This window comes from Pseudoxanthomonas suwonensis (assembly GCF_010093235.1).
GTDB classification, from domain to species: domain Bacteria; phylum Pseudomonadota; class Gammaproteobacteria; order Xanthomonadales; family Xanthomonadaceae; genus Pseudoxanthomonas; species Pseudoxanthomonas suwonensis.
On sequence record NZ_PDWP01000010.1, the window covers coordinates 84,008 to 107,370 of the forward strand.

The 23,363-nt window shown below is 70.2% G+C and carries 19 protein-coding genes and 5 tRNA genes; 10 read left to right on the forward strand and 14 right to left on the reverse strand.

Annotated elements, in window-relative coordinates:
- Positions 1-2 precede the first annotated feature (2 nt).
- Positions 3-872, reverse strand: a complete 870-nt coding sequence (locus CSC68_RS06485; RefSeq protein WP_162202709.1) for a DUF72 domain-containing protein — start codon at positions 870-872, stop codon at positions 3-5.
- A gap of 43 nt (positions 873-915) precedes the next feature.
- The gene (locus tag CSC68_RS06490) at positions 916-1,461 is read right to left on the reverse strand and encodes a DNA-3-methyladenine glycosylase I (protein WP_162202710.1); all 546 of its coding nucleotides are present in this window, start codon (positions 1,459-1,461) and stop codon (positions 916-918) included.
- Between the two features lie 78 nt (positions 1,462-1,539).
- On the opposite strand from CSC68_RS06490, the gene CSC68_RS06495 reads away from it, so the two are divergent.
- The 3 genes from CSC68_RS06495 to CSC68_RS06505 all read left to right on the forward strand — a co-directional run bounded on the left by CSC68_RS06495 (position 1,540) and on the right by CSC68_RS06505 (position 3,576).
- On the forward strand, positions 1,540-2,106 hold the full coding sequence (locus CSC68_RS06495) for a YqgE/AlgH family protein (RefSeq protein WP_162202711.1): 567 nt from the start codon (positions 1,540-1,542) through the stop codon (positions 2,104-2,106).
- Positions 2,099-2,569 carry a Holliday junction resolvase RuvX gene (gene ruvX / locus CSC68_RS06500; RefSeq protein WP_162202712.1) on the forward strand — a complete coding sequence of 157 codons (471 nt, stop codon included), beginning with the start codon at positions 2,099-2,101 and terminating at the stop codon, positions 2,567-2,569. The genes CSC68_RS06495 and ruvX overlap by 8 nt, the downstream gene beginning before the upstream one ends.
- 62 nt (positions 2,570-2,631) lie before the next feature.
- Complete coding sequence (locus tag CSC68_RS06505) at positions 2,632-3,576, forward strand: aspartate carbamoyltransferase catalytic subunit (protein ID WP_162202713.1); 945 nt, start codon at positions 2,632-2,634, stop codon at positions 3,574-3,576.
- 274 nt (positions 3,577-3,850) lie between these two features.
- Here CSC68_RS06505 and CSC68_RS06510 read toward each other — a convergent pair whose 3' ends face one another.
- The 6 genes from CSC68_RS06510 to CSC68_RS06535 form a co-directional block, all read right to left on the reverse strand.
- Complete coding sequence (locus tag CSC68_RS06510) at positions 3,851-5,326, reverse strand: vWA domain-containing protein (RefSeq protein WP_425501220.1); 1,476 nt, start codon at positions 5,324-5,326, stop codon at positions 3,851-3,853.
- Positions 5,327-5,668: 342 nt separating this feature from the next.
- Positions 5,669-7,195, reverse strand: coding sequence for a Ppx/GppA phosphatase family protein (locus CSC68_RS06515; RefSeq protein WP_162202715.1), 1,527 nt, complete (start codon positions 7,193-7,195; stop codon positions 5,669-5,671).
- Positions 7,196-7,241: 46 nt separating this feature from the next.
- Positions 7,242-9,341 (reverse strand): polyphosphate kinase 1, encoded by a 2,100-nt coding sequence (ppk1, locus tag CSC68_RS06520; protein ID WP_162202716.1) that lies wholly within the window; start codon positions 9,339-9,341, stop codon positions 7,242-7,244.
- Between the two features lie 23 nt (positions 9,342-9,364).
- A complete protein-coding gene (gene phoR / locus CSC68_RS06525; protein WP_246193468.1) occupies positions 9,365-10,684 on the reverse strand; it encodes a phosphate regulon sensor histidine kinase PhoR in 1,320 nt (439 codons plus the stop codon).
- Between the two features lie 111 nt (positions 10,685-10,795).
- Positions 10,796-11,485 (reverse strand): phosphate regulon transcriptional regulator PhoB, encoded by a 690-nt coding sequence (gene phoB / locus CSC68_RS06530; protein WP_162202718.1) that lies wholly within the window; start codon positions 11,483-11,485, stop codon positions 10,796-10,798.
- A 74-nt stretch (positions 11,486-11,559) separates the two neighbouring features.
- Positions 11,560-13,194: a M48 family metalloprotease gene (locus tag CSC68_RS06535; RefSeq protein WP_162202744.1), complete on the reverse strand. Its 1,635-nt coding sequence runs from the start codon at positions 13,192-13,194 to the stop codon at positions 11,560-11,562.
- Between the two features lie 182 nt (positions 13,195-13,376).
- On the opposite strand from CSC68_RS06535, the gene grxC reads away from it, so the two are divergent.
- From grxC to CSC68_RS06550, 3 genes are all read left to right on the forward strand, one after another.
- On the forward strand, positions 13,377-13,679 hold the full coding sequence (gene grxC, locus CSC68_RS06540; protein WP_162202745.1) for a glutaredoxin 3: 303 nt from the start codon (positions 13,377-13,379) through the stop codon (positions 13,677-13,679).
- The gene (locus CSC68_RS06545; RefSeq protein ID WP_162202719.1) at positions 13,676-14,065 is read left to right on the forward strand and encodes a carboxymuconolactone decarboxylase family protein; all 390 of its coding nucleotides are present in this window, start codon (positions 13,676-13,678) and stop codon (positions 14,063-14,065) included. Before grxC ends, CSC68_RS06545 begins: the two co-directional genes overlap by 4 nt.
- A gap of 161 nt (positions 14,066-14,226) precedes the next feature.
- Positions 14,227-15,231: an isocitrate dehydrogenase gene (locus CSC68_RS06550; protein ID WP_162202720.1), complete on the forward strand. Its 1,005-nt coding sequence runs from the start codon at positions 14,227-14,229 to the stop codon at positions 15,229-15,231.
- A 138-nt stretch (positions 15,232-15,369) separates the two neighbouring features.
- Here the strand turns inward: CSC68_RS06550 and CSC68_RS06555 are convergent, their stop codons facing one another.
- From CSC68_RS06555 to CSC68_RS06580, 6 genes are all read right to left on the reverse strand, one after another.
- A complete protein-coding gene (locus CSC68_RS06555) occupies positions 15,370-16,125 on the reverse strand; it encodes a Bax inhibitor-1/YccA family protein (RefSeq protein WP_162202721.1) in 756 nt (251 codons plus the stop codon).
- Between the two features lie 211 nt (positions 16,126-16,336).
- Positions 16,337-16,422 (reverse strand) — tRNA-Leu (locus tag CSC68_RS06560).
- A gap of 80 nt (positions 16,423-16,502) precedes the next feature.
- Positions 16,503-16,578 (reverse strand) — tRNA-Lys (locus tag CSC68_RS06565).
- A 78-nt stretch (positions 16,579-16,656) separates the two neighbouring features.
- A tRNA-His gene (locus CSC68_RS06570) sits at positions 16,657-16,733 on the reverse strand.
- 34 nt (positions 16,734-16,767) lie between these two features.
- A tRNA-Arg gene (locus CSC68_RS06575) sits at positions 16,768-16,844 on the reverse strand.
- A gap of 39 nt (positions 16,845-16,883) precedes the next feature.
- A tRNA-Pro gene (locus tag CSC68_RS06580) sits at positions 16,884-16,960 on the reverse strand.
- 243 nt (positions 16,961-17,203) lie between these two features.
- On the opposite strand from CSC68_RS06580, the gene tig reads away from it, so the two are divergent.
- The 4 genes from tig to lon all read left to right on the forward strand — a co-directional run bounded on the left by tig (position 17,204) and on the right by lon (position 23,317).
- Positions 17,204-18,499, forward strand: a complete 1,296-nt coding sequence (gene tig, locus CSC68_RS06585) for a trigger factor (RefSeq protein WP_162202722.1) — start codon at positions 17,204-17,206, stop codon at positions 18,497-18,499.
- Positions 18,500-18,602: 103 nt separating this feature from the next.
- Positions 18,603-19,226 carry an ATP-dependent Clp endopeptidase proteolytic subunit ClpP gene (gene clpP / locus CSC68_RS06590; RefSeq protein ID WP_425501218.1) on the forward strand — a complete coding sequence of 208 codons (624 nt, stop codon included), beginning with the start codon at positions 18,603-18,605 and terminating at the stop codon, positions 19,224-19,226.
- Positions 19,227-19,373: 147 nt separating this feature from the next.
- Positions 19,374-20,663, forward strand: coding sequence for an ATP-dependent Clp protease ATP-binding subunit ClpX (clpX, locus tag CSC68_RS06595; RefSeq protein WP_162202724.1), 1,290 nt, complete (start codon positions 19,374-19,376; stop codon positions 20,661-20,663).
- 185 nt (positions 20,664-20,848) lie between these two features.
- Positions 20,849-23,317, forward strand: coding sequence for an endopeptidase La (lon, locus tag CSC68_RS06600; RefSeq protein WP_162202725.1), 2,469 nt, complete (start codon positions 20,849-20,851; stop codon positions 23,315-23,317).
- The last annotated feature ends 46 nt before the right edge of the window (positions 23,318-23,363 follow it).

Below are 23,363 nucleotides of genomic sequence, written 5' to 3' on the forward strand. Positions count from 1 at the left end.
GCTCAACGCGCCAGGCGTTCGTACAGGGCCTGCGCGTCGACCGGTGCCCGTACCTTGGCGTCGTTGTCGAAGTAGCAATACACGTCGCGCCGTTTCGCCCGTGGTGGCGGGGCGTCGAGGAAGCGGCGCGCGTCGTCCGGCTCGCCGCCGTCGGCCCAGCGGCGGATGCGTGCCGCCCAGCGGTCCAGCGCCTCGTCGCCGTATCCGCTGCGGTACAGCTCGGTATCGCCATGCAGGCGCAGGTATACGAACCCGGCGGTGACGTCCTCCGCGTAGGGAAAGCGCCCGGGCGTGTCCGAGACCACCAGCGCGACCCGGTGCCGCCGCAGCAGGCGGATGAAGCCCGGGTCGTCGAAGCTTTCGTGGCGTATCTCCAGGGCGTGGCGCAGGCGCCGCCTGGGACCCGGGGGCAGGGCGACCCGCCCCTTCATCCGCCGGCGCTCGTACCCGCGGGCCAGGGACAGGGCGGCGTCGGTATCGCGCGGCAGCTGGCCGAGGAAAGCGTCAAGCAGGTCGTGGTCGTAGCGCATGGAAGGCGGCAGCTGCCACAGCAGCGGCCCGAGGTGGGGGCCGAGCAGCAGCACCCCGGAGGCGAAGAAGTTGGCCAGCGCTGCCCCGGTATCCCGCAGCCGCAGCATGTGGGTCACGTAGCGTGGTCCCTTCACCGCGAACACGAACTCGCGCGGTACCTGCCCGGCCCAGGTCGCCCAGCTGCGTGGCGACTGCAGCGAATAGAACGAGCCGTTGAGCTCGATGCTGGCGAAGCTGTGGGCGGCGTATTCCAGCTCGCGGCGCTGCGGAAGTTCCCGCGGGTAGAACACCCCGCGCCACGGCGCATAGCGCCAGCCGGAGATGCCGATGCGGATGGCCATGGCCCGATCATCGCCCGCGGCGCGGGCACGGACGGGTGAAGGCTCAGCCGGCCACCTCCATCCAGGGAAGGGCGTGGGTGGACAGCAGGCGCTGGTGCGCCGGGCAGTCCGGGCGGTGCGCGCCGGGCAGGTAGCCCAGCGACATCAGGAACTCGCCGGTGATCTCGCCTCCGGTGAAGCGGAAGGTGCCCTTGAACAGCTTCACCCAGCCGGCCTTGTCCAGCGGATGGTGCGCATACAGCCAGGCGGCGAACCCGCCGTGGCTGTCGCGCATGCGCAGGATCACGCCGGCATTGTGGATCGCCGCCTCGACCTTGAGCCGGTTGCGGATGATCCCGGGATCGGCCAGCAGGCGGGCACGGTCCGCTTCGCCGTAGGCCGCCACCTTGGCCACGTCGAAGCCGTCGTAGGCGCGGCGGAAGCCCTCGCGCTTGCGCAGCATCGTTTCCCAGCTCAGGCCCGCCTGGTTGATCTCCAGCAGCAGGCGCTCGAACAGCACCGCCTCGTCGCGCTGGGGCACGCCGTACTCGTGGTCGTGGTAGGGGCCGTGAAGGGGGTGGCCAGGGGCGAAGTCGCAGTAGGCGGACATGCAGGGAGCCTCGGACGGAGGACCCGGATTGTCGCAGGGGCGCGCCGGCGGAAGCGCGCCGCCGGCTAGAATGGGTGCATGTCCGCCCCCCAAGACAACCTGGCCAACCAGCTGCTGGTCGCACTGCCGGCGCTGGCCGCCCCGAACTTCGCCCGTACCGTCGCGCTGGTCTGCCAGCACGACGAGGACGGCGCCATGGGCGTGGTGGTCAACCGTCCCTCCGAATACACCCTGGGCCAGGTCCTGGCGCAGATGGGCATCGGCGGCGCCGACGCCGCCCTGTGCGCCCGCCCGGTGTTGCATGGCGGCCCGGTGCACCAGGAGCGGGGCTTCGTGATCCATGACGGCGACCACGGCTGGGATTCCAGCCTCAAGGTGGGCGAGGGCCTGTACCTGACCACCTCGCGGGACGTGCTCGAAGCGATGGCCGCCGGCGATGGGCCGGCCAACGCCATCGTCGCCCTCGGCTGCGCCGGCTGGGGGGCGGGGCAGCTCGAGCACGAGCTGGCCGAGAACACCTGGCTGACCGTGCCGGCCGACGGCGAGCTGCTGTTCGGCCTGCCGCTGGACAGCCGCTGGCAGACCGCGGCCAACCGCATCGGCGTGGACCTGTTCCGCCTGGCGGGCTACAGCGGGCATGCCTGAGGCGAGCGTGCCCGCGCTGCCTTCGCCCGACGCCATCGTGCTCGGCTTCGACGTCGGTTCCCGCCGGATCGGCGTGGCCGTGGGCAGCGCCTTCGGCGGCGCCCGCGCGGTGGCGGTGGTCGACGTGCATGCCGCCGGCCCGGACTGGGCCGCCCTGGACCGCCTGCGCAACCAGTGGGGCCCTGGTGGCCTGATCGTCGGCGACCCGCTGACCCTGGACGGCGAGGACCAGCCCGCGCGTCGCCGCGCCCGCGCCTTCGCCCATGCCCTGCGCGAGCGCTATGGCCTGCCGGTGGGCATGGTCGACGAGCGCTCCAGCTCGGTCGAGGCCGCGCAGCGCTTCGCCCGCGCGCGCGCCAGCGGCGCCCGCCGCCGTCGCGACGCCGAGGCGCTCGATGCCGAAGCCGCCGCCGTGATCATCGAACGCTGGCTGGCCGCGCCGGGGGCCGCCTCCCCGCCGTAGCCGCGCCTTCTCCTTTCCATGCCGCATGCGCCGGCGCCGCCGGCCACACAGGACCACGACCGATGACGCCCCAACTCGATTCCGAAGGACGACTGCGCCACCTGCTGACCCTGGACGGGTTGCCCCGGGCCACCCTGTTGCAGCTGCTCGACCGCGCCGGCCAGATCCGCGACGCGGCGGTCGGCCGGGTCGGCAAGCGCACGGTGCTGGCCGGTACCGCGGTCTGCACGCTGTTCTTCGAGCCTTCGACCCGCACCCGCAGTTCCTTCCAGCTGGCGGCGCAGCGGCTGGGCGCGGACGTGCTCAACTTCGACGCCTCCACCTCGTCGACCCGCAAGGGCGAGACCGCGCGCGACACCCTGCGCAACCTCGAGGCGATGGGCGTGCGCGGCTTCGTCGTGCGCCATCCCGACGACGGTGCGGTGCAGGCGCTGGCCGACGCCGCCGGCGAGGGCACGGCCCTGGTCAACGCCGGCGACGGCCGCAATGCGCACCCGACCCAGGGCCTGCTGGACATGCTGACCCTGCGCCAGGCCAAGGGCAGCGACTTCTCGAAGCTGAAGGTGCTGATCGTCGGCGACGTGAAGCATTCGCGCGTGGCCCGTTCCGACCTGCACGCGCTGCGCACCCTGGGCGCGGGCGAGATCCGGGTCTGCGGTCCGGCGGCGCTGCTGCCGGAGGCCGGGGTCACTGCCGGCTGTAAGGTGGGCGAGGACTTCGACGCGATGCTGGAAGGCGTGGACGCGGTGATGATGCTGCGCCTGCAGCGCGAGCGCATGGAGGAGGGCCTGGTGCCCTCGCTGGAGGACTACCACGCCCGTTACGGCCTGACCGCGCAGCGCCTGCGACGTGCCGCCCCGGACGCGGCGGTGCTGCATCCGGGCCCGATCAACCGCGGCGTGGAGATCACCGACGAGGTCGCCGATGGCCCGCAGTCGTGGGTGCTGCGCCAGGTCGGCAACGGCGTCGCCGTGCGCATGGCAGTGCTGGAACACCTGCTGGGTTGATTGGAGGCTCCACCCTCCCGCCGGCGAAGCCCGCGTCCTGGACGCCGGGGCGTGGAGCGGGGTTCGCGGAAGAGAGGCGGTTACCGACCGACTTCCCGTCCGCGGCAGTCCTTGGATCCTGCGCCACCCCGCTACGGTTCCAGCCACTCCTGCGTGTGGCCATGGGTTTCGAACCGCCGCGCCATTCGGGCTTCGCAGCCCTGCCGACCCTCACCCCGATCCCTCTCCCATGGGGAGAGGGGCTTTGCATCGGGCTGGGGATTTCCGGATCCCCTCAGGCTTCGGGCTGGCCGCGCGCCATGTCGGCCGTGGTGACCGAACGCGCCGAATCCACCAGCTGCACGAACTCATGGCGCAGGCCGAAGCGGTCTTCGCCCAGGGCGCCCCGCGCGGTGCGCTCGACGTCGTCCCAGGTCCAGCGGTCGACGTACTTGCCGCCGCGCAGCAGGTCGGCATAGCCGGCCACCGCCGCGGCGAAGCGCAGGGACTTGCTCGCCTGCGACCGCAGCGACGAGCGCAGCACCGGGGTTTCGACCAGCCTGCTCGCGTCCTGGCCGGGCAGCTTGTAGCGCAGGCGCAGGTGGGCCAGTTCATCGGCCTTCGCGGACGCGGCGGGAGCGGCGTCACCGTAGCGGAGCGGCGGCAGGCGCTCGGCGCCGGAGCCGGCCAGGGTGATCTCGTACAGCGCGGTCACCTCGTGGCCGGCGCCGATGTCGCCGGCATCCACCCGGTCGTTGGCGAAGTCCTCCTCGCGCAGGATCCGGTTCTCGTAGCCAACCAGCCGGTACTCGGCGACCACCGCCGGATTGAACTCGATCTGCACCTTCACGTCGTTGGCGATGGTCAGCAGGGTGGCCTGCATCTGCCGCAACAGCACCCGGCGCGCCTCGTCGAGGGTGTCGATGTACAGGTGCTGGCCGTTGCCGGCATCGGCCAGGCGCTCGGCCATGGCGTCGTTGTAGTTTCCCGAACCGAAGCCCAGGGTGGACAGGGCGATGCCGGTACGGCGCTGGTCGGCGACCAGGGTCAGCAGCGCGTTGCGGTCGGTGATGCCCACGTTGAAGTCACCGTCGGTGGCCAGCAGGATCCGGTTGACCCCGCCTTCGACATAGCCCTGGCGTGCCATCGCATAGGCCAGGCGCAGGCCTTCGCCACCGTTGGTGCTGCCGGCGGCCTGCAGTTGCTCGAGCGCGGCGAGGATCTCGCCGTGGCGGTCGCCCGGCGTCGGCGCCAGCACCAGGCCGGCGTGGCCGGCGTAGGCCACGATCGAGACCCGGTCCATCGCGCGAAGCTGTGGCACCAGCTGGGCGAAGGCGCGCTTGAGCAGCGGCAGCTTGGCCGGATCGTCCATCGAGCCCGAGGTGTCCACGAGCAGCACCAGGTTGGCCGGCGGCAGCTCGCGCTTGTCCACGTCGTAGCCCTTGATGCCGACCATCAGCAGTTGCCGGGCCGGGTTCCATGGCGCCGGCGCCAGCTCGGTGGTCACCTTGAACGGCACCTCGCGCGAGGCCGGGGCGGGGTGGCCGTAGTCGAAGTAGTTGAGCATTTCCTCCACCCGCACCGCGTCGGCCGGCGGGCGGTAGCCATCGCGCAGCATGCGGCGGACGTTGGCATAGCTGCCGGTGTCCACGTCGATCGAGAAGGTGGACACCGGGGCTTCGCGGGTGCGGCGCACCGGGTTGTCCTCGCGGGTGTCGTAATGCTCGGTGTTTTCCGCCGGCCGCGGCAGCGGGCGCTGCGGCATCGGCATGGGCATGGGCGCATGGGCCAGCGACGCTACCGGTGCAGGGGCGAAGGGCGGGGCCGGGTGCCTGGTCGCGGCCTCCCTGGCGCGCGACCGTTCGGCCGCGGCCCGCGCGGCCTGCATGGCCTGGGTGCGTGCCTCCGCCTCGGCGGCCGCAGGCGGGGATTTGGACGGAGTGGTGCAGGCTGCGAGCAGGACGGCCAGGAGGGCTGCGCAGGCGGAGGTCTTGCGGATCGCGGATGGTGCGGGCATGGGCGGATCTCGGGTGGGTCCGGACATGCAAACGGACGGCGCGCCCCAATGGGGTTGTACGGGTTCCCGGCGGGTGCCGGGCCGCCGTGCCGGCGTTCAGGCCAGCGCGTGCTCGAACTCGATGCCCAGGCCCGCCATGCCCTTCTTCTCGTCGGCCAGGTCGGCACGCAGCAGCGCCCGGTCCTCGACCCAGGCCTGGGGCAGGACGAGGCGCAGCGACGCCGGGCCCGCCTCCAGCTGCAGCGGTGGCAGTTCGTCGCTCTCGTGGGAGCGGTGCAGCAGCACCGCCAGGCGCAGCAGTGCCGCCTTGCGCCGCGCAGACAGCAGCAGGCGGTCGGGCAGGGCGTCGAAGGCCGACTTCGGGACGCCGCGGCGGTGGGTACGCACCAGCGCCGCCAGCACCTGCTGCTCCTGGCGGGAGAAGCCGGAGATGTCCGAATGCTCGAGGACGTACGCGCCGTGCAGGTGGTACTGGGTGTGTGCGATCGCCATGCCCAGTTCGTGCACGCTGGCGGCCCAGCCGAGCATGCGCGCGTCGTCCTCGTCCAGGGCCCAGGCCTCGGCCACCAGGCCGAACAGCTGCAGGGCCGTGTCCCGCACGCGCCCGGCCTGTTCCTGGTCGATGCCGTAGCGATGGATCAGCGCCTGCACCGAGATGTCGCGCGGATCGTTCTCGCCGCCGCGGCCGAGCATGTCGTAGAGGATGCCCTCGCGCATGGCGGCCTTGCTGACCAGCAGCTTTTCCAGGCCCAGCGACTGGAAGGCCGCCTCCAGCACCAGGATGCCGCCGGCGATGATCGGCCGGCGGTCCGAGGACAGCCCGGGCAGGTCGATCTCGTCGAGGCTGCGCGCCTGCAGCAGGCGCTCGCGCACCTGCGGCAGCGCCTCGGCGGGGATCGCGCCCTTGGTCAGCTTCCTCGCCACGCAGATCTCGCTGATCGACTTGTGCGGGCCGGACGGCCCCAGCGCCTCGTCCCAGCCGCGCGCGCGGTAAAGGCTGGCGAACTGGCGGAACTCGCCGGTGATGACCGCCAGTGCTTCCTTCCAGCGCTTCTTCGACAGCTTGCCGCCGGGGAAGAAACGGCGGGTCGATGCGTTGCAGCCGGCCTGCCGGCGTTCGCGCTCGATCGGCTCGAAGCCGCGGCCGATGATGACCTCGGTCGAGCCGCCGCCGATGTCGATCACCAGCCGCTGCTGGCCGGGCTTGGGCGGCTGGGCGTGGGCCACGCCCAGGTAGATCAGGCGCGCCTCCTCGCGGCCGGACACCACTTCCACCGGGAAGCCCAGGGTGGCCTCGGCCTCGGCCAGGAACGGCTGCGGATCGCGCAGCCGGCGCACGGTGTTGGTGGCCAGCGCGCGTACGTGCAGCCGCTCCACCCCGCGCAGGCGCTGGCCGAAGCGGGCCAGGCAGTCCAGCGCGCGCGCGCGCGACTGCGGTGCCAGGCCGCCGTCGGCGTCCAGGCCGTCGGCCATGCGCACGGTCTCGCGCAGGCGGTCGATCACCCGCAGCTCGCCCAGCGAATAGCGGGCGAGCACCATGTGGAAACTGTTGGAACCAAGATCGATCGCGGCCAGCGCATCGCCATCCTGGACCTGCGGGCGGGATTGGGAGGAATGGGGCATCGGCGAATCTTAGCGGATGCCGTCCCGCGGCCCGTAACCGGGGAGGCTAGAGCGCGTCCAGCAGCGCCTGCTGCGCCGAGTGCGGCGCCTCGCCCTCGGCGGGCACGCATTTGCGGTACGTGCCGTCCGGGCCCAGCTCCCAAGCATTGAGGTTGTCGGCCAGGCAGTTCTGCAGCACCTCGCGCTCGATCCGCTCGGCCAGCGCCGGGTCCAGGATCGGGAAGCAGATCTCCACCCGCCGCAGCAGGTTGCGCTCCAGCCAGTCGGCGCTGGCGCAGTACATCTCCGGGCGGCCGTCGTTGCCGAACCAGTACACCCGGCTGTGCTCGAGGAAGCGGCCGACGATCGAGCGCACGCGGATGTTGTCGGACACGCCCGGCACGCCCGGGCGCAGGGTGCAGGCGCCGCGCACGATCAGGTCGATCTGCACCCCGGCCTGCGAGGCCTGGTACAGCGCGCGCACCACCTGCGGCTCGTTGAGCGCGTTCATCTTGGCCACGATCCGCCCGGGGCGCCCGGAGGCGGCCAGCTGCGCCTCGCGCGCGATCCGGCTCAGCAGCCCCTGGTGCAGGGTGAACGGCGATTGCAACAGGCGCCGCAGGCGGATCGACGGCGCCAGCCCGGACAGCTGCTGGAACAGCAGGTGCACGTCGTTGCCGATCTCCGGGTCGGCGGTGATCAGGCCCAGGTCGGTGTAGCTGCGCGCGGTGCCGCTGTGGTAGTTGCCGGTGCCCAGGTGCACGTAGCGGCGCAGGCGCCGGCCCTCGCGGCGCACGATCAGCAGCATCTTGGCGTGGGTCTTGTAGCCGACCACGCCGTACACCACCTGCACGCCAGCTTCCTGCAGGCGGTCGGCCACGCCGAGGTTGGCGTCCTCGTCGAAGCGCGCGCGCAGCTCCACCACGACGGTGACGTCCTTGCCGTTGCGCGCGGCCTGTACCAGCGCGTCGACGATCGCCGAGTCCTTGCCGGTACGGTACAGGGTCTGCTTGATCGCCAGCACGTCCGGATCGACCGCGGCCTGCTTGAGCAGCTCCAGCACGGCGCTGAAGGAGTCGAACGGGTGGTGCAGCAGCACGTCGCCGCGCGCCACCGCCTCGAACACGCTGCCTTCCTCGAAGCGGTTGCGCGGGGTGAACGCGGGGTACTTCAGTTCGGGGCGCTGGACCAGCTCGTGGACCTGGATGACGCGGTTGAGGTTGACCGGGCCGTCGATGTAGTAGACCGCGTTCTCCGGCAGCTCGAAGTTCTGCAGCAGGGAGCGCACGATCGGGCGCGGGCAGTCGTGGGCGATCTCCAGCCGCACCGCCGGGCGGTAGCCTCGGCCGGCCAGTTCGGTGCGCAGGGCCGAGGCGAGGTTGTCGACCTCGTCCTCGTCGACCACCAGCTCCGAGTTGCGGGTGACGCGGAACTGGTATGCGCCCTTGACCGTCATGCCGGGGAACAGCTCGTCGACGAAGGCGGCGAGCATCGAGGACAGCAGCACGAAGGCCTGCTCGTCGCTGCCGCGCAGCTGGCGCGGCAGCTCGACGATGCGGTTGAGCGAGCGCGGCGCGCGCACGATCGCCAGGTGTCCCGGTCGCCCGAACGCATCCATGCCCTCGAGCATCACGACGACGTTGAGCGACTTGTTGAGGATGCGCGGGAACGGGTGCGACGGATCCAGCCCCAGCGGCGACAGCACCGGCATGACCTTGTTGCGGAAGTAGGCGCGCAGCCAGCGGCGCTGGCGCGGGCTCCAGGCCTGGCGCGGCAGGATGCGCACGCCGGCCTCGGCCAGCGCCGGGCGCAGCACCTGGTTCCAGCAGTCGTACTGGGCCTGCACCAGCTCCGTCGCACGCGCGGAGATCGATTCCAGCAGCTGCGCCGGGGCCATCCCGTCGGACGCCGGCGGCAGGCCGAGCTGTGCGGCGTGGCGCACGGTGGCGGTGCGGATCTCGAAGAACTCGTCGAGGTTGGTGCAGGAGATGCAGAGGAAGCGCAGCCGTTCCAGCAGCGGCACCTGCGGGTCCAGGGCCTGGGCCAGCACCCGGAAGTTGAAGTCCAGCTGGGAAAGCTCGCGGTTGAGGTACAGGGCAGGGTCGCGCAGCGGATCCGCCGGGTCGTGGCCCGAGGGCAGGGGTATCAGCTGGCTGTCGGTGTCCATGCCTCTGTCGCCGCCCGGAGCGTTCATGGCGTAGTCCCCCCTACGTCCTGATCATGCCTAGGATGCACGCGTTCGCGGCCGAAGTGGCAGGCGAAGACGCTGCCCTGGCCGACGGTGCTGTGGACCGACAGCCGGGCCTGGTGCAGGCCCAGCACGTGCTTGACGATGGACAGGCCCAGCCCGGTGCCGCCGCTTTCGCGCGAGCGGCTGCTGGAGACGCGGTAGAAGCGTTCGGTCAGCCGCGGGATGTGCTCGGGCGGGACGCCCGGGCCGGTGTCGTGCACCGCCAGGACCGCGCCGCCGTCGGCGTCGCGGCTGAACTCGATGGTGATCCGGCCGCCGGGCGGCGTATGGCGCACGGCATTGGTCACCAGGTTGGAAAAGGCGCTGTGCAGTTCGCGCCCGGAACCGAGCAGGTCGCAGCCGGCCAGGTCGCGCCCCTCGATCCGGTGCTGGCCCTTGCTGCAGGCTTCTGCCTCCCGCCGCAGCGTGGCCAGCACCGATGCCATGGCGACGGTCTCCTCGGGCAGGCTGTCGCGCGATTCCAGCCGCGACAGGGCCAGCAGGTCCTCCACCAGCTGGGTCATGCGCTGGGACTGCTTCTGCATCTCGGCCAGCATCGGGCGCCATTCCGGGAAGTCGTCCGGGTCGAGCATGTCCAGGTAGCCGTGGACCACGGTCAGCGGCGTGCGCAACTCGTGCGAGACGTTGGCGACGAAGTCCCGGCGCATCTGCTCCAGGTGCAGCAGCTTGCTGACGTCGCGCGCCACCAGCAGCCAGTACTCGTCCGAATAGGGGATCAGCCGCAGGTTGAGGCGCAGGCGCCCGTCGACCGGGCTGGGCGCATCGAGGATCGGCTCGGCGTTGCGGCCGGAGGCCATCCAGCGCGCCACGGGAAGGTGCTGCAGGCGCTCGGCCACCGGCGCGCCCAGGTCGCGCGGGTGTTGCAGGCCCAGCAGGCCGGTGGCGGCGCGGTTGAACCAGAGCATGCGCTGGGTATTGCGGTCGACCACCACCACCGCGTCCGGCAGCGCCGCCGCCGCCGCGCGGTAGGCGCGCAGCATGCCCAGCAGGCGGCGCCTGCGCGCGCGCATTTCCGCCTGGTTGCGGTGAAGGAGCCGGTCCAGCTCGTCCCAGGCGCCGTCGCCCCGTGCCGGCTCCCGGTGGCGGCGGCCGGTCAGGCCGTCCAGCACCCGGCGCAGGCGCCAGTAGTGCCAGGCCAGCATGCCCAGCGCCACGGCCGCCAGCGCCGGCCACGGCTGGCCGATGGCGAAGCCGAGCAGGACGGCGGCGGCGAGGGCCAGGGACAGCAGCGCCAGCGTGCGCCGCCAGGCCGAACGCATTCGGGCCGCGTCGTCGCCCGCGTCCACGCGCAGGTCCAGGGCCGGATCGGCGAGGCCAGGCGCACCGGCAAGGGACGGGGGATCGGGACGCCTGTCCATCCGCACGACGGCTCAGGCCGATGCGGAGAAGCGGTAGCCGGCGCCGCGCACCGTCTGCACCATGCCATCGACCCCGAACGGCTCCAGCGTGCGCCGCAGGCGGCGGATGTGCACGTCGATGGTGCGCTCCTCCACGTACACGCTGCCGCCCCAGACGTGGTCCAGCAGCTGCGCGCGGCTGTAGACGCGGTCGGGGTGGGTCATGAAGAAGTGCAGCAGGCGGTATTCGGTCGGGCCGATCGGCACCGCGGCGTCGCCGGCGAACACGCGATGGGCCGCGCCGTCGATGCGCAGGTTGCCGGCGGAGACGCTGCCATCCTCGTCGTCCTCGCGCGAACGCCGCATCACCGCGCGGATCCGCGCCAGCAGCTCGCGCGAGGAGAACGGCTTGACCACGTAGTCGTCCACCCCGGCCTCCAGGCCGCCGACCCGGTCGTTCTCCTCGCCGCGGGCGGTGAGCATGATGATCGGGATGTCGCGGGTCAGGGCCTCGCGGCGCCAGCGCCGGGCCAGTTCCAGGCCGCTGGTGCCCGGCAGCATCCAGTCCAGCAGGATCATGTCCGGCACGCGGTCTGCGATCGCCGCCTGGGCCTCGCGCGCGTCGCCGGCATGGACCGGGACGTACTCGCCCTTGCGCAGGGCGAAGGCGACCATGTCCCGGATCGCGGGCTCGTCGTCGACGATGAGGATCTGCTTCTGCACGCCGGGCCTCCTGTATCGCCCGCCATCAGACTACCGTTACGTTACAGGTTCATGACACCGGCGGGTGCCGGCGTTCAGCGCCGCTGCATGTCCGGATCGCGCACGCCCTGGCGGCGCAGTTCGAGCACGGTGGGGGTGATGGCGGCGATCCGCGCGTCGATGCGCGCCCGCGCGATGTAGTCCAGGTCGCCCCGCTTCTTGAGCGTCTCCAGCTGGATCAGCGCCTGCTCGGGGCGGCCATTGAGGAAGGCCACCTCGGCATGGGCCTCGCCGGCGCGCGCGCTGTCGCCGGCCAGTTCGCAGGCACGGGCGTAGGTGTGCTGGAACACCGCGTCGTTGGCGGAACGCGCCAGTAGCGGCCGCAGCACTTCCTGGGCGCGGCGTCCGGCCTTCTCGCCCCCCTGGGCGACCAGCACGCGGGCGTAGGTGAGGGCCACCGGGCGGCTGCCCGGATGGCGGCGCATCAGTGCGTCCAGCCGCTCGTTCGCCTCCGCGTGCCGACCGGCCTGCGCCTCTGCCTCGGCCAGGGCCAGCGCGACCCAGAGGTTCTGCGGGTCCTGCTCCAGCAGTCCGGCCAGTTCGGTCGCGGCGGCCGCAGGCTCGGCAGCCAGGCGGACCACCGCGAGCCCATAGCGCTGGGCCGGCGTGAGCCCGTCGGGACGGGAGCGGCGGAGGGCCTCGTACTCGCGCACCGCCGCGTCGCTGGTGGCGGCGCTGAGGGCGCGCAGGCGTTCCTGGGCCCAGGCGAAATAGCCGGTGCCGCCCAGCAGGGACGTGCCGCTGCCCAGCGAGGCCAGTTCCAGCCCGGCCGGGAGCAGGGGATTGCCGCGACCGGCTGGAAGCGCCAGGGCCTGGTTCAGTGCGGGGGCTTCGGTGGCCACCCGCTCGACCCGGGCCACGCTCTCCCCGTCCACCTCGCCCACCGTGGTGGTGGCGGTGACGGTGCGGCCGCGGATCTGGTCGGCGCGCTGCTTGGCCTCGGCGATGCGGGTGGTGTTGACCGGATGCGTGCGCAGGTATTCCGGCACGCTGTAGCCGCCGGAGTTGCCGCGGGTGGCGAACGACATGCGGGCGAAGAAGTCCGCCATCGCGTCGACGTCGTAGCCGCTTCGGGCCAGGGTGCGGATGCCCAGGCGGTCGGCTTCGTGCTCGTTGGAGCGGGTGTAGTTGATCTGGTTCTGCTGCATCAGGCCCATGGCGCTGACGATGGCCGCCTGCGAGGCCTCGCCGGAGGACGAGCCGCCGGCGGCCTGTGCCGCCACCACGGCCGCGATCATGCCCAGCAGGATCGGCACCTGGTCGCGCTGCGCGCGTTCGACCCCGCGCAGCACGTGCTGCTGGGTGACGTGCGCCATTTCGTGGGCCAGGACCGCGGCCACCTCGTCCTCGCGCTCGGCGGTCAGCACCAGGCCGGCGTTGACGCCGATGTAGCCGCCCAGGGTGGCGAAGGCATTGATCTGGCGGTCGCGCAGCATGAACAGCGTGTAGTGCTGGTCCGGGCGGTCGCTGTGGGCACCGAGGCGGTTGCCCAGCGACTCCAGCCAGTCGTCCACCAGCGGATCGTCCAGCAGGTAGCCGTAATTGCGCAGTTCGCGCAGCATCATCCCGCCGTATTCCTCCTGGCGGGCGGGAGTCAGCAGTTCGCCGGCCGAGGAGCCGATGTCCGGCAGCCGCAGCCCGTCCTGGGCCGGCGCCGGCGGGGCCAGCATCAACGACAGCAGCAGCGTGGCGGCAAGCGGGCGGGGACGGGGCAAGCGCGGACTCCGTGGTGTGCCGCCAGCATGCGCGAGGCGCGGAGCGGCGGGTGAATCGGGGGTTAACCCGGGTGGGAGGGCCGGTAAGGCGCCCTTTCACCCCGGGCCGATACCATAGCCACTTCGACCTTGCAGTTCTGCCGGAGTTTCACGTGTCCAACCAGAACCCTCCCATCCGCATCTATTCCACCGCCATCTGCCCCTACTGCGTGGCGGCCAAGAACTTCCTCAAGAGCCAGGGCCGGGAGTGGACCGAGATCCGCGTCGACCTGGACCCGGCCGAGCGCCAGAAGATGGTCGACCTGGCCCGGCGCACCAGCGTGCCCCAGATCTTCGTCGGCGATTTCCACGTCGGCGGCTACGACGACATGATGGCCATGCACCGCGCCGGGCGGCTGCTGCCGCTGCTGGACGGCCAGGCGCCGGAGGCCGGCGCATGAGCGGCGGCGGCGGCGACCGCGTCCGCGAGTTCACCGAGTTCCGCCAGCGCATGAACCAGCGCATCCTGGCCGAGCCCAACCAGGTCGTGCGCCGGTTCTTCGCCCTGGATACCCAGACCTACCAGGCCGGGGCGCTGGACGTGAAGACCAAGGAGCTGCTGGGCCTGGTGGCCTCGCTGGTCCTGCGTTGCGACGACTGCATCAGCTACCACGTGGCCCAGTGCCGCCAGGCCGGGGTGAAGCGGGACGAGTTCTTCGAGGCGTTCTCGGTAGGCCTGGTGGTGGGTGGCTCGATCGTGATCCCGCACCTGCGCCGGGCGGTGGACTTCCTCGACAGCCTGGAGGCCGGCGCGGCGGGGGATCCCCCTGCCCACGAGCACGGCTGAGCGGGGCGGCGGGCCCGGCCGGACCGTCCGTCCGGGCCATGCTGCCAAGGTCGGAGTGGGTATTCAGCCGGGATGGGGCATAATTTCAGCAATAACTTTCCCTCCCCGCGCTGCCGGACCCGCCACCCGGGACCTGCCGCGCCTGTCCGGAACTATTCCACATGACCCAGAAGATCACGGTCATCCGCGGCGACGGCATCGGCCCGGAGATCATGGATGCAACCCTCTACGTCCTCGACCAGCTCGGCGCGGGCCTGGAGTACGAATTCGCCGATGCCGGCATCGTCGCCCTGGAGAAGCACGGCGACCTGATGCCGAAGGAGACCCTGGACTCCATCGCGCGCAACAAGGTCGCCCTGAAGAGCCCGCTGACCACGCCGGTCGGCGGCGGCTTCACCTCGATCAACGTCAGCCTGCGCCGCCACTTCGACCTGTACGCGAACGTGCGCCCGGCCATCTCGTTCCCGAATACCCGTTCGCGCTACGAGAACATCAACATGATCACGGTGCGCGAGAACACCGAGGGCGCCTACCTGGCCGAGGGCCAGGAAGTGTCGGCCGACGGCGAGACCGCCTTCTCCGGCACCAAGGTCACCCGCAAGGGTTCCGAGCGGATCGTCCGCTACGCCTTCGAGCTGGCCAAGGCCACCGGCCGCAAGAAGGTCACCGCGGTGCACAAGGCCAACATCATCAAGTCCACCTCGGGCCTGTTCCTCAACGTCGCCCGCGAGGTCGCCGCGAAGTACCCGGAGATCGAGTTCCAGGAAATGATCGTGGACAACGCCTGCATGCAGCTGGTGATGCGCCCGGAGCAGTTCGACGTCCTGGTCACCACCAACCTGTTCGGCGACATCATCTCCGACCTGTGCGCCGGCCTGGTCGGCGGCCTGGGCCTGGCCCCGGGCGCCAACATCGGCGAGAACGCGGCGATCTTCGAGGCCGTGCACGGCACCGCGCCGGACATCGCCGGCAAGGGCATCGCCAACCCCTGCGCCCTGCTGCTGGCGGCGGCGCAGATGCTGGACCACATCGGCCAGCCGCAGAACGCCGAGCGCCTGCGCAAGGCCATCGTGGCGACCCTGGAAGCCAAGGACTCGCTGACCGGCGACCTGGGCGGCACCGGCACCACCATGGGCTTCGCAAAGGCCATCGCCAGCCGCGTCTGACCGCGGCGGCGGCAAGGGCACGAAAGAACGGGGCGCTTCGGCGCCCCGTTTCTTTTTGGGTCGGCCGCCTGGTGGGAAGCGGGCAAGGAAAAGGGCGCCGATGGCGCCCTTTTCCGTTTTCATCGTCGCTGGGGATGGTCAGTCGCGCGACTGCAGCTTGGACAGCAGGCGCAGGATCTCCAGGTACAGCCACACCAGGGTGACCATCAGGCCAAAGGCGGCGTACCACTCCATGAACTTCGGCGCGCCCTGCTCGACGCCGGTCTCGATGAAGTCGAAGTCCAGCACCAGGTTCAGGGCCGCGATCACCACCACGAACAGGCTGAAGCCGATGCCGATGATCCCGGACTCGTGGATGAAGGGGATCTGGACGCCGAAGAAGCCCATCACGATCGAGGCCAGGTACACCAGGGCGATGCCGCCGGTAGCCGCGACCACGCCCAGCTTGAAGTTCTCGGTGGCCCGGATCAGGCCGCTGCGGTAGGCGAACAGCAGGGCGAACAGGGTGCCGAAGGTCAGCATCACCGCCTGCATCACGATGCCCGGGAAGCGGGCCTCGAACACCGAGGAGATGGCGCCCAGGAACAGGCCTTCGGCCAGCGCGTACATCGGCGCGGTGACCGGCGACCATTCCTTCTTGAAGATGGTGACAAGGGCCAGGACGAGGCCCGCGATCATGCCGCCCCAGACATAGCCCATGCCGCTGATGCCGTAGGGGGTGATCTCTACCTGCGACCAGGAGAAGGCGCCGGTCAGCACCGCCAGCAGCAGGAGGATGCCGGTCTTGTTGACCGTGCCGTTGAGGCTCATCGCACCCGCGTCGCGGGATACGACGGCGCCGCTGCCGAGGTCGAGGAAAGTGGACTCCCTGAGTGCGGGGTTGCCGCTGCGCATGGTTCGCTCCTTCGAATCAGGATGGACTGCGCTCAGGATACAGGGACTGTCCCGAGCGTGAGGTGACCGGCCGACCAGCGGCCGCCGGCGGCGGACGGGCGCCGTGCCGGAACAGGGTAGGGGAGCTGCGCAGGTGGGCCCGCGATGGCAGGCGCCGGATGGCGTGCCCTTGCGGCGGGCGCCTTCCACGCGAGGTTTGCGCCAGGAAGGATGGTGCGAAAGGCGGGACTCGAACCCGCACGGGGGTTACCCGCTGGAACCTAAATCCAGTGCGTCTACCAGTTCCGCCACTTTCGCGTGCCGGCGCATTCTAGCGCGCCGCATATCGGGATCCGCAAACGAAAAACGCCCGGCAATGCCGGGCGTCTTCTTCAGGGTGGTGGGCCGTCAAGGATTCGAACCTTGGACCTACTGATTAAGAGTCAGCTGCTCTACCAACTGAGCTAACGGCCCCTGAAACCTGAGCCGCTCAGTGTAATGACACTTTGCGACTTGTGCAAGACCCCTTTGCAGGAATTTGCACCGGAAGGGTGGGGTGGCTGATGGGATTCGAACCCACGACCACTGGAATCACAATCCAGTACTCTAACCAACTGAGCTACAGCCACCACATTTGAAACAGCTCCCAGCCAGTGCCCATGATGGCGCGCCTGGCAGAAATCGACCCTGCAACCGCCGGCTTAGAAGGCCGGTGCTCTATCCGGTTGAGCTACAGGCGCACAACACGGTTTCGCATCGCCCTGCTGCCGACAACAGGATGGTCGGGGTAGAGGGATTCGAACCCCCGACATCCTGCTCCCAAAGCAGGCGCGCTACCAGACTGCGCTATACCCCGGCGTTCTGGCTCCGGCTCCGGCAGGCCGGAATCCGGCTCCCGGAGCGTTTCGCGCTCCGTAAGGTCGGCTATTGTCGTGAATGCGCCGAGCGCCTGTCAATGGCATCTTTGCGAATACTGGCGCGCCCGGCGTCGATCGGCCAAACTAGCGCGTTTTCCGCGCAGGCCGGCTGGATGTCGGTGCTGTCCGTCCACCTAACCGATTGACCCGCGGCCAGAGCCGCGGCGCAGGAGCCAGACCACATGCAAGTTTCCGTCGAATCCACGGGCAACCTCGAGCGCCGCCTGAACTTCAGCCTGCCGGCGGAACAGCTGGAAGCCGGTGTCAGCGGCCGCCTGCGCGAGATCGCGCGCACCGCCCGCATCAAGGGCTTCCGCCCGGGCAAGGTCCCGGCCAAGGTGATCGAGCAGCGCTTCGGCGAGCAGGTCAAGGCCGAGGTCCTGGGCGCCCTGGTGCGCGAGGCCTTCGACTCCGCGATCCGCGAGAACGACCTGCGCCTGGCCGGCGCACCGCGCATCGACCGGGCGGGCGAGGGCGAGCTGGACTTCGTCGCCACCTTCGAGGTCGTGCCGGACTTCGGCGAGATCGACGTGACCAAGCTGCAGGTCATCCGCCACACCGCCGAGGTCACCGACGCCGACATCGACCAGATGATCGAGAACCTGCGCCTGCAGCGCCGCACCTGGAAGAAGGTGGAGCGTGCCGCGGCCCAGGGCGACCTGGTGGTCGGCACCCTGTGGACCGAGGTTGGCGACTTCCGCCAGCCGGCCGAGGGCGAGGAGCGCTTCTCCACCGTGATCGGCTCGGCCCAGCTGCTGCCGGCGCTGGAAAGTGCGCTGGCCGGCCTGGAGCAGGGCGGCGAGCACGTGGTCGAGGTCGCCTTCCCGGAGAACTGGCGCCAGGCCGAGCTGGCCGGCAAGGCCGCGCAGGTCCACGTGGCCCTGCAGCAGGTTTCCGAGCCGGTCCTGCCGGAGGTCGATGCCGCGTTCATCAAGAGCTTCGGCGTCAAGAGCGGGCAGATGGACAAGTTCCGCGAGGACATCCGCGCCAACCTGGAGCGCGAGCTCAAGGGCGCGCTGATGAACCGCCTGCGCCGCGAGGTCGGCGAGCAGCTGACCGCCACCTGGGCCCACGTCGAGCTGCCGCCGCGCGTGGTCGAGAACGAGGCCCGCGGCATGCTGGCCCAGCAGGTCGAGCAGATCCGCCGCAGCGGCCGCGACCCGGGCCAGGTCCCGGCCGACGCCTGGCAGCAGTTCCTGGAGCCGGCGCGCAAGCGCGTGCTGGCCGGCCTGCTGGTCGGCGAGGTCGCCCGTCGCAACGAGCTGCGCCTGGACCCCAAGCGCCTGAATGAAACCCTGCGTCTCATCGCCTCGACCTACGAAGAGCCGGAACAGGTCATTGAGATGTACCGCAACGACCCCCAGCTGATGCAGGGACTGCAGGCCCGGGTGATGGAAGAGCAGGTGATCGACTGGATCGCCGAGCGCGCCCAGCACACCGAGCAGGCGCTGTCGTTCCAGGAAGCGATCCGGGCATGATGGCGCCGTGGCGGCGGGCTGGCTGGAGCCACCCGTCGCCGCAGCCGGCCGGAACACCCGGCCACGCACCCCCAACGACGCAAGAGGCGCCTCGAGCATGAGCATGATTCCGACCAAAGCCCTGAACCTGGTCCCGATGGTGGTCGAACAGACCAGCCGCGGTGAGCGCGCCTACGACATCTATTCCCGCCTGCTGAAGGAGCGGGTGATCTTCCTGGTCGGCCCGGTCGAGGACCACGTCGCCAACGTGATCATCGCCCAGATGCTGTTCCTGGAGGCGGAGAACCCGGAGAAGGACATCAGCCTGTACATCAACTCGCCGGGCGGGCTGGTGACGGCGGGCATGGCCATCTACGACACCATGCAGTACATCAAGCCGGACGTGAGCACCATCTGCGTCGGCCAGGCGGCCTCGATGGGCGCCGTGCTGCTGGCCGCCGGCGCAGCCGGCAAGCGCTACGCCCTGCCCAACTCGCGGGTGATGATCCACCAGCCGCTGGGCGGCTTCCAGGGCCAGGCCACCGACATCGACATCCACGCGCGCGAGATCCTGTCCATGCGCGCCCGCCTGAACGAGATCCTGGCCCACCACACCGGCCAGAGCATCGAGACGATCGCCCGGGACACCGAGCGCGACAACTTCAAGAGCGCGGCCGAGGCCAAGGCCTACGGCTTGGTGGACGAGGTCCTGGAACGGCGTCCGGAAGACTCCATCCAGGCCGGCTGACCGGCGCCGGCGGGCCCGTGAAGGCGTCCGCCGGCTACCTGAAACCCCGGTGACACGGGTCCGGCGCGCTTCTGGCGCGGTTCCGGCCCTGTGCTATTCTCGCCCCCAACCCGCCCCGGCGGGACGCAATACTGGAAAAGCACAAGCATGAGCGAAGACCGGCAAGGCCGTACCGGCGATGGCAACAAGATCCTCTACTGCTCCTTCTGCGGAAAGAGCCAGCACGAGGTGCGCAAGCTGATCGCCGGCCCCAGCGTGTTCATCTGCGATGAATGCGTGGAGCTCTGCAACGACATCATCCGCGAGGAACTCGAGGAGAAGGCGCAGTCGGCGCGCAGCTCGCTGCCCAAGCCGCGCGAGATCCTCGAGGTCCTGGACCAGTACGTGATCGGCCAGCAGCGGGCGAAGAAGACGCTCGCCGTGGCCGTGTACAACCACTACAAGCGCATCGAGAGCCGCCAGCGCAACGAGGACGTCGAGCTGGCCAAGTCGAACATCCTGCTGGTCGGCCCGACCGGCTCGGGCAAGACCCTGCTGGCCGAGACCCTGGCGCGGCTGCTCAACGTGCCGTTCACGATCGCCGATGCGACCACGCTCACTGAAGCCGGCTACGTCGGCGAGGACGTGGAGAACATTATCCAGAAGCTGCTGCAGAAGTGCGACTACGACGTCGACAAGGCGCAGCAGGGCATCGTGTACATCGACGAGATCGACAAGATCTCGCGCAAGAGCGAGAACCCGTCGATCACCCGCGACGTGTCCGGCGAAGGCGTGCAGCAGGCACTGCTGAAGCTGATCGAGGGCACCGTGGCCTCGGTGCCGCCGCAGGGCGGGCGCAAGCATCCGCAGCAGGAATTCCTGCAGGTGGACACCAAGAACATCCTGTTCATCGTCGGCGGCGCGTTCGCCGGCCTGGACAAGATCATCCAGCAGCGTAGCAGCGAGGCCGGCGGCATCGGCTTCGGCGCCAAGGTCAAGAGCAGCAAGGTCAAGGCCGACACCGGCAAGCTGCTGGCCGAGGTCGAGCCGGAGGACCTGATCAAGTTCGGCCTGATCCCGGAGTTCGTCGGCCGCCTGCCGGTGGTGGCGACCCTGGAGGAGCTGGACGAGGCCGCCCTGGTCAAGATCCTGACCGAGCCCAAGAACGCCATCACCAAGCAGTTCAAGAAGCTGTTCGAGATGGAAGGCGTGGAGCTGGAGTTCCGCCCCGACGCGCTGTCGGCGATCGCCCGCAAGGCGCTCAAGCGCAAGACCGGCGCCCGCGGCCTGCGCACCATCGTCGAGTCGGTGCTGCTGGACACCATGTATGACCTGCCGTCGCAGGAGAACGTCAGCAAGGTGGTGGTGGACGAGTCGGTCATCGAGCACAAGACCGAGCCGTACCTGATCTACCAGACCCCGCCGGCCGCCCCGCCGAAGGTGGCCTCGGCCGACTGACGGCCGCCCGCTGCCCCCGGCAGATGCTCCATCCGGCCCCCGCCACCCTCCGGTGACGGGGGCTTTCTTTTCCTAACCCATTGATCCTGAAGGCGATTGCGGCCCCGTCTTGCATCGCTTCCGGGGAGCCCCCATAACGGGGGCAGGCGGCCCGCCGGCCGTCGCCAAAGTTTTCCGGAGCCTCCATGTCCCGCACCCGATCCGACGCCCTCGAGCTGCCCGTCCTGCCCCTGCGCGACGTGGTGGTGTTCCCGCACATGGTCATCCCGCTGTTCGTCGGCCGGGACAAGTCCATGCGTGCCCTTGAGCAGGCGATGGAGGCCGACAAGCAGATCCTGCTGGTCGCTCAGAAGTCCGCCGAGACCGACGACCCGCAGGCGGCCGACCTCTACACCGTCGGCACCCTGGCCACCGTGCTGCAGCTGCTCAAGCTTCCCGACGGCACCATCAAGGTGCTGGTGGAGGGCACGGCGCGCGTGCAGGTCGGCGACATCGCCGAGCGCGATGGCGCCCTGCACGGCCGCGCCGAGCTGGTCGAGCCCGGTACCAGCCGCGATCCGCGCGAGGTCGAGGCCGTTGCCCGCACGCTCACCAGCCTGTTCGAGCAGTACGTGAAGACCAACCGCAAGCTGCCGCCGGAGCTGCTGCAGACCCTGTCCGGGATCGACGAGCCCGGGCGCCTGGCCGACACCATCTCCGCCCACATCGGCGTGCGCCTGGCCGACAAGCAGCGGCTGCTGGAAACCTTCGACACCGGCGAGCGGCTGGAGCTGCTGGTCGGCCTGGTCGAGGGCGAGATCGACGTGCAGCAGATGGAGAAGCGCATCCGCGGCCGGGTGAAGTCGCAGATGGAGCGCAGCCAGCGCGAGTACTACCTCAACGAGCAGATGAAGGCGATCCAGAAGGAGCTGGGCGACCTGGACGACTCGCCGGGCGAACTGGAGGAGCTGGCGCGCAAGATCGCCGAGGCCGGCATGCCCAAGGCCGTCGAGGCCAAGGCCAAGAGCGAGCTCAACAAGCTCAAGCAGATGTCGCCGATGTCGGCCGAGGCCGCGGTGGTGCGCAACTACCTCGACTGGCTGCTGGGCGTGCCGTGGAAGAAGCGCAGCAAGGTGCGCAAGGACCTCAAGGCCGCGCAGGACACGCTCGACGCCGACCACTACGGCCTGGAGAAGGTCAAGGAGCGCATCCTCGAGTACCTGGCGGTGCAGTCGCGGGTCAAGCAGATGAAGGGGCCGATCCTGTGCCTGGTCGGCCCGCCGGGCGTGGGCAAGACCTCGCTGGGCCAGTCCATCGCCAAGGCGACCAACCGCAAGTTCGTGCGCATGAGCCTGGGCGGCGTGCGCGACGAGGCCGAGATCCGCGGCCATCGCCGCACCTACGTCGGCTCGATGCCGGGCCGCATCGTGCAGAACCTCAACAAGGTCGGCACCAAGAACCCGCTGTTCGTGCTCGACGAGATCGACAAGATGTCGATGGACTTCCGCGGCGACCCGTCGTCGGCGCTGCTGGAGGTGCTGGACCCGGAGCAGAACCACAGCTTCAACGACCACTACCTGGAGGTCGACCTGGACCTGTCCGAGGTGATGTTCGTGGCGACCTCCAACTCGCTGAACATCCCGGGGCCGCTGCTTGACCGCATGGAGGTCATCCGCATCCCGGGCTACACCGAAGACGAGAAGCTGAGCATCGCCACGCGCTACCTGGTGCCGAAGCAGCAGAAGGCCAACGGCCTCAGGCCGGAGGAGCTGTCGATCGCCGAGGACGCGATCCGCGACATCGTGCGCTACTACACGCGCGAGTCCGGCGTGCGCAACCTCGAGCGCGAGATCGCCAAGATCTGCCGCAAGGTGGTCAAGGAGATCGCGCTGAAGGGGCCGGAGCCGGCGAAGAAGTCCGCACGCAAGGGCGCCGGCAAGCGCAAGGGTGCGCTGGTCCAGGTCACCGCGGCCAACCTCGACAAGTACCTGGGCGTGCGCCGCTTCGATTTCGGCCGCGCCGAGGAGCAGAACGAGATCGGCCTGGTCACCGGCCTGGCCTGGACCGAGGTCGGCGGCGACCTGCTGCAGATCGAAGCCACCCTGGTCCCGGGCAAGGGCCAGCTGATCCTGACCGGCCAGCTGGGCGATGTCATGAAGGAATCCGCTTCGGCGGCCCTGTCGGTGGTGCGCGCGCGCGCCGAGCGGCTGGGCATCGAGGTGGACTTCCTGCAGAAGCACGACGTCCACCTGCACGTGCCCGACGGCGCCACGCCGAAGGACGGTCCCAGCGCGGGCATCGCCATGGTGACCGCGCTTGTCTCGACCCTGACCAAGGTGCCGGTGCGTGCGGACATCGCCATGACCGGCGAGATCACCCTGCGCGGCAAGGTGACCGCCATCGGCGGCCTGAAGGAAAAGCTGCTGGCCGCGCTGCGCGGCGGCATCCGCACCGTGGTGATCCCGGAGGAGAACCGCAAGGACCTGGCCGATATCCCGGCCAACGTCACCGACGGACTGAAGATCGTCCCGGTGAAGTGGATCGACGAGGTGCTGGACCTGGCCCTGGAGCGTCCGCTGGCTCCCTCGGGGGCCAAGGTGGCGGTGCGCGGCGGCGGTCGCAACGGCGGCCGCAGGCAGCGTCCGGCCCAGGATCGCAGCGACGTAAAGCACTGATGCGGCGATGCATGTCCTCCTCCGCGGAGGGCATGCATGGGCAGGA

Excerpts from the sequence above, each read along its gene's own strand:
- CSC68_RS06485 (WP_162202709.1), bottom strand. The coding sequence starts at position 872 with ATGGCCATCCGCATCGGCATCTCCGGCTGGCGCTATGCGCCGTGGCGC.
- CSC68_RS06490 (WP_162202710.1), bottom strand. The coding sequence starts at position 1,461 with ATGTCCGCCTACTGCGACTTCGCCCCTGGCCACCCCCTTCACGGCCCC.
- CSC68_RS06495 (WP_162202711.1), top strand. The coding sequence starts at position 1,540 with ATGTCCGCCCCCCAAGACAACCTGGCCAACCAGCTGCTGGTCGCACTG.
- ruvX (WP_162202712.1), top strand. The coding sequence starts at position 2,099 with ATGCCTGAGGCGAGCGTGCCCGCGCTGCCTTCGCCCGACGCCATCGTG.
- CSC68_RS06505 (WP_162202713.1), top strand. The coding sequence starts at position 2,632 with ATGACGCCCCAACTCGATTCCGAAGGACGACTGCGCCACCTGCTGACC.
- CSC68_RS06510 (WP_425501220.1), bottom strand. The coding sequence starts at position 5,326 with ATGCCGATGCCGCAGCGCCCGCTGCCGCGGCCGGCGGAAAACACCGAG.
- CSC68_RS06515 (WP_162202715.1), bottom strand. The coding sequence starts at position 7,195 with ATGCCCCATTCCTCCCAATCCCGCCCGCAGGTCCAGGATGGCGATGCG.
- ppk1 (WP_162202716.1), bottom strand. The coding sequence starts at position 9,341 with ATGGACACCGACAGCCAGCTGATACCCCTGCCCTCGGGCCACGACCCG.
- phoR (WP_246193468.1), bottom strand. The coding sequence starts at position 10,684 with ATGCGTTCGGCCTGGCGGCGCACGCTGGCGCTGCTGTCCCTGGCCCTC.
- CSC68_RS06535 (WP_162202744.1), bottom strand. The coding sequence starts at position 13,194 with ATGCTGGCCCCGCCGGCGCCGGCCCAGGACGGGCTGCGGCTGCCGGAC.
- CSC68_RS06545 (WP_162202719.1), top strand. The coding sequence starts at position 13,676 with ATGAGCGGCGGCGGCGGCGACCGCGTCCGCGAGTTCACCGAGTTCCGC.
- CSC68_RS06550 (WP_162202720.1), top strand. The coding sequence starts at position 14,227 with ATGACCCAGAAGATCACGGTCATCCGCGGCGACGGCATCGGCCCGGAG.
- CSC68_RS06555 (WP_162202721.1), bottom strand. The coding sequence starts at position 16,125 with ATGCGCAGCGGCAACCCCGCACTCAGGGAGTCCACTTTCCTCGACCTC.
- tig (WP_162202722.1), top strand. The coding sequence starts at position 17,204 with ATGCAAGTTTCCGTCGAATCCACGGGCAACCTCGAGCGCCGCCTGAAC.
- clpP (WP_425501218.1), top strand. The coding sequence starts at position 18,603 with ATGATTCCGACCAAAGCCCTGAACCTGGTCCCGATGGTGGTCGAACAG.
- clpX (WP_162202724.1), top strand. The coding sequence starts at position 19,374 with ATGAGCGAAGACCGGCAAGGCCGTACCGGCGATGGCAACAAGATCCTC.
- lon (WP_162202725.1), top strand. The coding sequence starts at position 20,849 with ATGTCCCGCACCCGATCCGACGCCCTCGAGCTGCCCGTCCTGCCCCTG.